This is a genomic window from uncultured Campylobacter sp., assembly GCF_938031315.1.
In the GTDB taxonomy this organism is placed as follows: Bacteria; Campylobacterota; Campylobacteria; order Campylobacterales; family Campylobacteraceae; genus Campylobacter_B.
On record NZ_CALHHT010000054.1, the window covers coordinates 1 to 9,145 of the forward strand.

General features: G+C 47.4%; 4 protein-coding genes and 1 tRNA gene. All 5 read right to left on the bottom strand.

Translation table 11 applies throughout. From position 1 onward, the window contains the following. Positions 1–955 precede the first annotated feature (955 nt). The 5 genes from dnaE to Q0236_RS01680 all read right to left on the bottom strand — a co-directional run bounded on the left by dnaE (position 956) and on the right by Q0236_RS01680 (position 8,666). Positions 956–5,086 carry a DNA polymerase III subunit alpha gene (gene dnaE / locus Q0236_RS01660; protein WP_297914285.1) on the bottom strand — a complete coding sequence of 1,377 codons (4,131 nt, stop codon included), beginning with the start codon at positions 5,084–5,086 and terminating at the stop codon, positions 956–958. Positions 5,087–5,407: 321 nt separating this feature from the next. Then, on the bottom strand, positions 5,408–6,088 hold the full coding sequence (locus Q0236_RS01665) for an aspartate/glutamate racemase family protein (RefSeq protein WP_295151179.1): 681 nt from the start codon (positions 6,086–6,088) through the stop codon (positions 5,408–5,410). Positions 6,089–6,116: 28 nt separating this feature from the next. After that, positions 6,117–7,427, bottom strand: a complete 1,311-nt coding sequence (locus Q0236_RS01670; protein ID WP_297881974.1) for a dicarboxylate/amino acid:cation symporter — start codon at positions 7,425–7,427, stop codon at positions 6,117–6,119. Positions 7,428–7,677: 250 nt separating this feature from the next. Continuing rightward, positions 7,678–7,754 (bottom strand) — tRNA-Ile (locus Q0236_RS01675). A gap of 252 nt (positions 7,755–8,006) precedes the next feature. After that, on the bottom strand, positions 8,007–8,666 hold the full coding sequence (locus Q0236_RS01680; protein WP_297914289.1) for a YccF domain-containing protein: 660 nt from the start codon (positions 8,664–8,666) through the stop codon (positions 8,007–8,009). Positions 8,667–9,145 lie beyond the last annotated feature (479 nt).

A 9,145-nucleotide genomic window follows, 5' to 3' on the forward strand; every position in this document is an offset into this window, starting at 1 on the left:
TCGTGCAAAATTTAATCGGCGCTACTCTTTAAGCATAGGAAGCAGCTTGCGCAAAAATTAAGATGCTAGCCGTCCGCATCGCAGCGACGTAGAACTCCACAAGCCCCGCGTGCAAGACGATCCCTGGCTGCAGCGACATTTGAAAAACTGCTTCATAAGGCTTACAAAGCCCGCACAAGCAGCATTATCACCTATATTTTCGGGCAGGATAAATACACTTGGCGCGAGCAATATATACAGCGCAAAAAATTTCAAATACAGCCGTTTAACAATTTTGATAAATTTTGGATTTAAGACAGGTTGCGTCCCGACGCCCGGCTCGAGCCCAGTCCGCACTAGCTTGATTTTTCGGGCACCGTTTGCTCGGACCAGCTTTTGTTTCGGATTTTTTCTGCACATCTTAAGTCCGTTTTTGCGTACTTTACTAAATTTGCTCAGCGAAATTTTACCGCGATAAAATTTTACATAGTAAAGCTATACCTAAAATTTCAAATCCGCTAAAGTTTAAAATTTTAAAGCTGCGTGGAGATTCGCCAAAGTAAAACTTCGCAAAATTTTAGCTTTAATTTGAAAGCGCGCATACCAATCTGCTGTACCGTAAGCAAACCGCGACGCAGAGTCGAGGTACGGCGAGCGATTGTTGCGGCAGCATGAACGGCGCGCTGCGAGCCTTATCGCCACAATAAAACAAGAAGTCTGCATTTAAAATTTACCACACATAAAATTTCGCCGCGATAAATGCAATAAATTTAGATATCGGGAGCGATCCGTGCGGTTTTGGTTTCTGCGCGTAGCACAGTAAATTTTATGCGCGGCAAATTTTGAGCCGAATAATTTATCTTTTATCGCGGCCACGCCAAAATCTAAGCTCTCTACGCGCTAAGACGGCGCTTGCATGCAGCGCGGACAAGAAATTTTAACCCGCCTAGTGCGCGATGAAAGAGCTTTGCGGCGCCTACGCCGCGATGATTTCGCGTACCTTTTCGGTGAAATTATCGCTCACGATGTATTCGGTCGGATAAACGAGTACCTCGCTGCCGTTGCGAATCCGCAGAATCAGCCGCTTGGTATTTTTTAGCGCCGTGTCGCAAAAGGCGAGATGGTAAATTTTATAAATTTTCTCGCGACTAAGCTCGCCTAAGCTTAGCTCAAACTCGAAATCCTGCGCGTTTTTGCGCTGTGCCTCGCGCTCTTTGCGCGCCTTAAGGGCGGGATCCTCCGCAGTAAACCCGCCCCTTCGCTCAGCAAAATTCCCGCCGCCGTAGCCGCCACTTCGTTCGCCGCCGAAACCGTTTTCGCCCTCATTTCTGCGCTCGGAGCCGAATCTGGAGCCTCTGATTTTGCCTGGCGCGTAGTTTTCGATCTCGCGTGCCGCATCCAGGCTCAAAATTTCATCCAGATAAATTTGATATTTGCCGCCGTAAGGGGATGTGTTTTTGCTAAGCCGCGCCCAAAACGCCATCGGGCGCTCCAGCTCCGCGTCCGTTAGCGCAGTGACCGCATCACAAATATCACCGAACGCGCTCATCTCGAAGCTGCCCGCAAGATCAAGCACCGTAAGATTTGCCATCTGCTTACCCGATTTGGTCGTGCGCGCAAAGACGTTTTCGATCTTGCCGACGCACAAAATTTTAACGCTCGCGTCCTCGTCGCCCACCAGCTCATCGAATTCGTTCGATTTAGTATGTGTAATCGCTCCAAGCTGCGCGGCATAGGCCTTGAGTGGATTCTCGCTCAAAAATACTCCCGCGCGCGGACGAAAGCTCGCATCTCGAGCGTTTTGCAGGCTCATCATCGAAAGAAACGACAGCTGATACGCCGCGCCGCCGACCGCGCTTTTTGAAATTTTGATCATAAAGGCGTACGGGCGCTCCCGCTCCTGCGGGCTTAAGTTTTCGATCGCCTTTAGCGCGTTATCGAACACCGCAAGCTCGAAGCTGCCGTGCAGATCAAGCACGTTTAAAATCCCCATTTTTTTGCCCGTTTTCGTCATGCGCGTGGACAGATCCTCGATCCGCCCCACGCTAAGCACCTCGGCGCTATCGCCCTCGATCTCGCTAAACGCCGAGGATAGCGTGTAGTCAATGCCGTCCATCTCCTCTTTGTAATCATCCAGCGGATGCCCCGAGAGATACACGCCCACGGTCTGCTGCTCAAATTTTAAAATTTCGCCCTGCGGAAATTCCTTATCGGTATCGACGAAGCTTACGCTCATGCCGCTCGTCATATCCTCATCCTCGCCAAAAAGCGAGCTTGCGGCGTCCTTTTTAATCTCGGTGATTTTTTTCATCACGTCTAGGATATTTTCCATATTTTGAATCATCGCTAATCGGCTCTTGCCCAAACAATCCATCGCGCCTGCGTAGATCAGCGACTCGATGACCTTTTTATTGACGCGGAAATTATCCACTCGCGAAGCAAAATCGTCGATGCTTTGAAATTTAGCCTCGCTTTGAAGCTCTAAGATATTCTCGATCGCGGCACCGCCCACCCCCTTAATCGCTCCTAGGCCGTAGATGATCGAGGTGCCCGATTTGGAGTTTTCGTCGTCCACGACGCTAAAGCCTCTTAAGCTTTGATTGATCGACGGCGGCAAAAGCCCGATGCCTAGGCGGCTAGCCTCGTCGATATATTTTGAAATTTTATCGGTATTGCCCTCTTCCGAAGTAAGTAGCGCCGCCATAAACTCCGCCGGATAGTAGGTCTTAAGATACGCCGTCTGAAAGGTGATCATCGAATACGCCGCGGCGTGGGATTTGTTAAAGCCGTAGGAGGCAAATTTCATAATCAGATCAAATAACTCATCCGCCTTAGCTACGTCAAAGCCCAGCTCTTTGGCGCCGTTTAGATACTGCTCGCGCATGTGAGCGAGCTTCTTCTCATCCTTTTTACCCATCGCGCGGCGCACCAGATCGGCATCGCCCAAGCTAAAGCCGCCCACCTTCTGCACGATCTGCATGACCTGCTCTTGATAGACGATGATGCCATATGTTGGCTCTAAAATTTCTTTTATCTCTGGGAAGATATAGCTTGCTTTTAGCTCGCCGTGTTTGATCCTGATAAAATCAGGGATTAGATCCATAGGCCCAGGGCGGTAGAGCGAGATCATCGCGATGATATCCTCGAAGCGGTCGGGGCGCAGGTTCATAGCCAGATCCTGCATGCCCGCACCCTCGATTTGAAAAATCCCCAGCGTGTTGCCGCTTTGAATGGTTTTGTAAGTTTGCGGATCGTTAAAGTCTATCTCCTCCCAGACGATATCGCGACCGTAGCGGCGCTTGACTAGCTTGGCGGCATTATCGATCACATCGAGGTTTTTTAGACCCAGGAAGTCAAATTTTATCAGATCGACGTCCTCGAGATAGTTTTTGGTGTATTGCGTGACCAGGCGCGCATCCTCGCCCTTATCCTGCTTAAATAGCGGCGCTTTGTTCCACAGCGGCTCGTTTGAGATCACCACTCCCGCGGCATGCATTCCTGCGTTGCGATTTAGCCCTTCAAGGCCCAGCGCAAACTCCCAAACCTGCTGTGCGATCGGATCTGCGTCGATAAATTCCTTCAGCTTCGGCTCGGCGTCGTAAGCCTGCTTGAGCGTGATGCCGAGCTTATCGGGGATCAGCTTTGCCATCTTATCGGCTTGCGAAAGCGGCATATCGCAGACGCGAGCTACGTCGCGGATGACGCCGCGCGCGAGCAGCTTACCGAAGGTCGCAACCTGCGCGACGTTAAATTTGCCGTACTGATCGATGACGTAGTCGATCACCTCGCCTCTGCGCGCCTGGCAAAAATCCACGTCGATATCGGGCATCGAGATACGCGACGGGTTTAAAAATCGCTCGAAAAGCAGATTATACGGGATCGGATCGAGGTCGGTAATGCGAAGCGCATACGCGCAGATGCTGCCCGCCGCAGAGCCGCGACCTGGGCCAACCGGGATGTCGTGATCCTTCGCCCAGTTAATGAAATCCTGCACGATGACCATATAGCCCGAAAAATGCATGTTTTTGATGATGGCAAGCTCCTTTTCCAGGCGCTCGCGATAAATTTCATGATTCTGCGGATCGATAAATTTAAGGCGCTCTTTAAGCCCCTCGCGGCAGAGATGATCGAATAAAAAATCGTCATTTGCAAAGCTATAGCGTTCGTCCGGCTGCGGCAGCGAAAGCCCGAGCCTAGCGGCGTATTCGATCGTAAATTTAAAATTCGGCGGCGTCGGCGCGTAGTCCTTCTCGTCGAAGGCAAATTTTAGATTACACTTTTGCACGATCTCAGCGGTATTTTCGATCACTTCGGGGATGTCCGCAAAAAGCCGCCTCATCTCCTCATCGCTTTTTACGTAAAATTCCGAAACGACGTGTTTTAGGCGGTCGCCGTCGTTGATCGTCTTGCCCATCGAGATGCACTGATAGACGTCGTGAGCCTTGGCGCGGTCCTTGCGCGAGTAGTGAGCGTCGTTGGTAGCGATGATCTTGACGCCGATTTCGCGCGAGAGGCGGATGAGGTCTTTATCGACATTTAATTGCTCGCCGATGCCGTGGCGCATGATCTCGAGATAAAAATCCTCGCCGAAAATTTCCTTATACTCAAGCGCCGCTTTTTTCGCCGCTTCGTAGCCGCCCGCGCCGCGCTTTAAATTTCGCTCGCTTCTATTTAGATGAAATTCCACCTCGCCCGCTAGGCACGCCGAGGAGCAGATGAGACCTTCGCTGTGCTCTTTTAAAATTTTTTTGTTGATCCTCGGGTAGTAGTAGAAGCCGTCCAAAAATGCGCGCGAGCTAAGATACATTAAATTTTTATAGCCCGTCTCGTTTTTGGCAAGCAGTATCAAGTGATAGCGCTGGCGGTCGCTTTTATCGCCGATATCGTCGTGGTTGTGCAGGTAGGTCTCGATGCCGATGATCGGCTTAATGCCGTGCTTTTTCATCGTCTGATAAAAGTCTATCGCGCCGAACATATTGCCGTGATCGGTGATCGCGCACGCCTTGGTGCCGCGGCTCTGCAAAAGCTCGGCGAGCTCGCTTACTTTATTCGCGCCGTCTAGCAGCGAATACTCGGTGTGAAGGTGCAGGTGGGTGTAGTCGCTCATTTTGATCCTTTTTTGATTTGGAGATTATAGTAAATTCGGGCTTTAGAAACGGTCAAATTTAGTGGAATTTTAGCTTAAATTTGGGTGCGGAATTTTACGAGTAAATTTTGTTACGGAATTTTACTTCAGAGGTTTTACATTCTGGGTTTTGCGGATTAAATTTTGACAAAATTTTAAGCTTAAAATGCTGTGATGAAATTCCACTATCATAAAATTCCGCCTCGATGGAATTTTGAGCTAACGCAATTCCGCAAAATTCTATGACTTAAATCATCGTAAAATTTTGCGGTTTAAAATTCGCGCCTGCAAAGCCTTGCGGCTCTATGATCTTGAGAATTCCACGATCGCTTTGGCAAGCTCTCTAGTAGGATCGACGAAAATTTTATCGCTTTTGATTAACGGCAAAAATAGCGGCAGCTCAGTGCAGGCAACGACATAAATATCAGCATCGATTTTGCCTAGCAAATTCTCAAAAGCCCCCACGTATTCGGCAGTCTTGCCCGCCTTAACTCCTTTGTAGATGCAATCCATCAAAACCGCTTGATTTTCTTCGCCAAGCTCCACGCTGATTAGCCCTGCTTCTTTAAGCGGATCGTCGTAAATTTTAGCTTTTTTTGTACCGATAGTGGCTAGCACAGCTATTTTATGGGCGTTTGGATAATTTTTGCGGATCGCTTTTACGGTGACCTCAGCGATATGAATTAGCGGGATTTCCGCCGCAGCTTCTACATCGTCTGCGAAAAAATGCGCCGTGTTGCACGCCATCGCAAACGCCTTGCAGCCTGCATTTTTGAGCCTAACGGCGCTCTCGCTTAGGCGCGGAAGCGGATTTTCACCTTTGCCTAAGATAAATGCCGTGCGATCTTCAATCTGCGGATAGCTATCGATTACAAGCGGAATATTTTCTTGATCGCTTCCCGCAGCAGTCTCTTCTATGATCTTCATATACAGATCCGCACTCGCTAAAGGTCCCATTCCGCCGATAATTCCAACTCTTTTCATAGCTCGTCCTTTCTAAATTTTACTTGGGTTAATTCTCCCACTTACTCATATCCATTTCGTTTTCGCTCTTTGCGACGTAGATCGACGCCACAACATCGCCCGTTACGTTCATCGAGGTTCGCCCCATATCCAAAATCGCATCAATGCCTAAAATCATTCCGTAAGCGATCGCTACGTTACCACTTACCTTGACGCCGATAGATTCGAGCACTAAAAGCAGCATCAGCGCACCAGCTCCCGGAACTCCGGCAGTTCCGATTGCCGCGAGCATCGAAGTGATGATGATCGTGAGGTAGTGGCTGCTGTTTAGATCGATACCGCAAGCATTAGCGATAAAGAGCGTGCACACGCCCAAATACACGGTCGTGCCGTTCATATTCACCGTAGCACCCACGGGCAAAACAAAGCCGTAGATCGCCTTTGGAATTCCCATATCTTCGGCGGTTTGCATCGTAATCGGAAGCGTGCCGTTGGAGCTGCGGGTAACAAAAGCCGTAAGCATCGGCGGACGCACTTTTTTAAGGAATTTAATCGGGCTAACTCCGATAAGCATACAAATAACGCAATAAACCGCAAATACTTGAATCGCAAGTCCCACGTATAGGGTAATCGTGACATTTAATAGCGAGCTGAAAGCCTCGATACCGCTTTTATTAAACACTACAAACATTAGCGCAAAAACGCCGATTGGTGCGTATTGCATCACCCAATGCACGACCTTAAACATAATTTCGCTCATTCCATCGAAAAAATTATAAACCGTATCAGCGGAATTTTTAATACGAGCATCGCTACTATCGCGGCAAAACGCAAGCCCTACGCCGAAAAATAAGCAAAACGCGATAATCGGCAAAATTTCGCCCTTGGCTATGGAATCAAAAGGATTCGTAGGAATTATATTAAGCAAAATTTTACTCATACTAGGCGCGTTCGCTGCCTTTTCGACGGCCTTGGACGCATCGCTTAGATCAAGCCCGCTACCTGGAGAAAATATAAACGCACACGCTAGACCGATGACGATCGCAAAAAGCGTAGTTATAGCGTAAAATATGATCGCCTTAACGCCTACTTTGCCAAGGTGCGCGGGCGAGATACTGCTAGTGCCCACGATGAGCGAACAGATAATGATCGGCACCATAATCATCTTTAAAAGCCGCACGAAAAGATCTCCCAAAGGCGTTAAAATCGCCACCCACGTGGTATCGCCCACCGGCATATTTTTAGGTAGTAACATACCGATCGCAGAGCCCAACACTAAAGCGATAATGATGCGCCAAAGCAAGCTTGAGTTAAAATAAAAGGCTAAAATTCCGCCTTTTTTCGTTTGATTTTCTGACATGGACATCTCCCTGCACTAAGAATTTTAACGGAATTCTACCGCAACTTGCCATAAAATAAAATTTAATCGATCGCTAAATGAAAGTTAAATTTGAAAATTCAATCGCGAGCTTAACCAAATTTTAAAGCTGAAATTATGCGGCAAGCTTTGTCTTTTGAAGTTATGAAGCGGAATTTCAAAGGAAAAACGACGCATGAAATTTTATAGAATTTTGAGAATTTTGATGCAGTGAAAAGCCGAAATTTTGTGGTGGTGGGCTCACTAGGACTTGAACCTAGGACCATCCGGTTATGAGCCGGATGCTCTAACCAACTGAGCTATGAGCCCGCCAGCGGTAAAAAAGAAATGTGATTTTACAAAAATAATCTTAAAACGGCGTTAAAATTCTAACCGCGTAATTTTATGAAACTTAGACCCGCCCAAATCGTGGCTAAATTTCACACCAAAGCGCGCAACCTTATCTGATTCCCGATCAGATCACTTTCGTGCGCACAAGGTGGCGTAAATTTAAGACAAAATTTATATATTCCGGCTCTTAAATCCGCCGCCATAATCTAATCCGCCCTTAAATCGCGTGAATTAATAGCTTGTTTTCACGCTAATAGGCTCCGATAGCATTTTAGGGACGCCAGGTAGCTCATACGCTCCCTGGCAGATATTATTTTCGGCATCGGAACCTTTTTCGATAGAGATAGTTTTCTTTTCGCCGTCTACGCTGATTAGAAAGCATTTATCCCCTTTTAAGCTTTTAAGATATGCGGAATTTTCTCCGTTAGGCTCTAACGGAACGTTCGTCATAACCGAAAAATCGGATGCGAATTTGCCTTGGGAGATATAATAAGCGTCTAGATCGTATTTAACGGTACTTAAATTTGTCGCTAATCTAGAGATCTCCGCATCATCTCTAGTAGCTACCCCAGGTAGCGCAGTCGCTACTGCGGGCAAAGCAATCGCTACGATACAAACCGTAGCTATTACCTTCGCTACGGATACTTTTTGGGAAGTTACGTCATATTCGTAGTTTTGCAGCGACTCTGCGGCGACGGCAAGCGAGCTTTTATTTTTGCGCGCCATGTCGTTGATGAAGGGCAAAAATAGAAATTTGCCGTATTCTATAAGACCTAATCCCGCGGGAGCAGTCCGACTAAAACGGTTAAGGATTAAACCCGACAAATAAGTTAAGATAGCCAAGATCCAACCAGCCATAAAAAACCAAATAATGTTACCTAAGATACGCATATTTTACCTCTTTATAAATTATGCAAATCAAGCGAGCCGTCTACCTCAGACAGCTCACACAGCCTCTCTCACCCGTTTTGTAGAGTATTTTCGTAACTCGCGCGGAAGGATGCGCCGAAATACTATGGCGCAGCAAAGCGCTAAGAGATGCTAAGGTGCACACTGCGCGCGGCGCAACTGCACCTGCTGCTACGGCGTACAAAACGAGTCTTATGCATGCAAACCACCGTACGCAAAACAACTGCGGAATGATAGGGGGGGGGGGTTAACGATTGGTAACAAGCGCTTTTGCGCGATAAAATTTTGCCACGCAAATGGCTATGGCAAGGGAGTTTAAAAAATTTAAATTTATTTTAAAAAATATTAGAAATTCTAAAATTTCGACGCAGAAATTTAAAAAATTTTATAAATTTTCATGAAATTTGCAGATCAAAATTTTAAAATTTTTACGATACAGCGAAGCGAATTCTTAAAATTTT

Coding starts and splice junctions, on each gene's coding strand:
- dnaE (WP_297914285.1), bottom strand. CDS start 5,086: ATGAGCGACTACACCCACCTGCACCTTCACACCGAGTATTCGCTGCTA.
- Q0236_RS01665 (WP_295151179.1), bottom strand. CDS start 6,088: ATGAAAAGAGTTGGAATTATCGGCGGAATGGGACCTTTAGCGAGTGCG.
- Q0236_RS01670 (WP_297881974.1), bottom strand. CDS start 7,427: ATGTCAGAAAATCAAACGAAAAAAGGCGGAATTTTAGCCTTTTATTTT.
- Q0236_RS01680 (WP_297914289.1), bottom strand. CDS start 8,666: ATGCGTATCTTAGGTAACATTATTTGGTTTTTTATGGCTGGTTGGATC.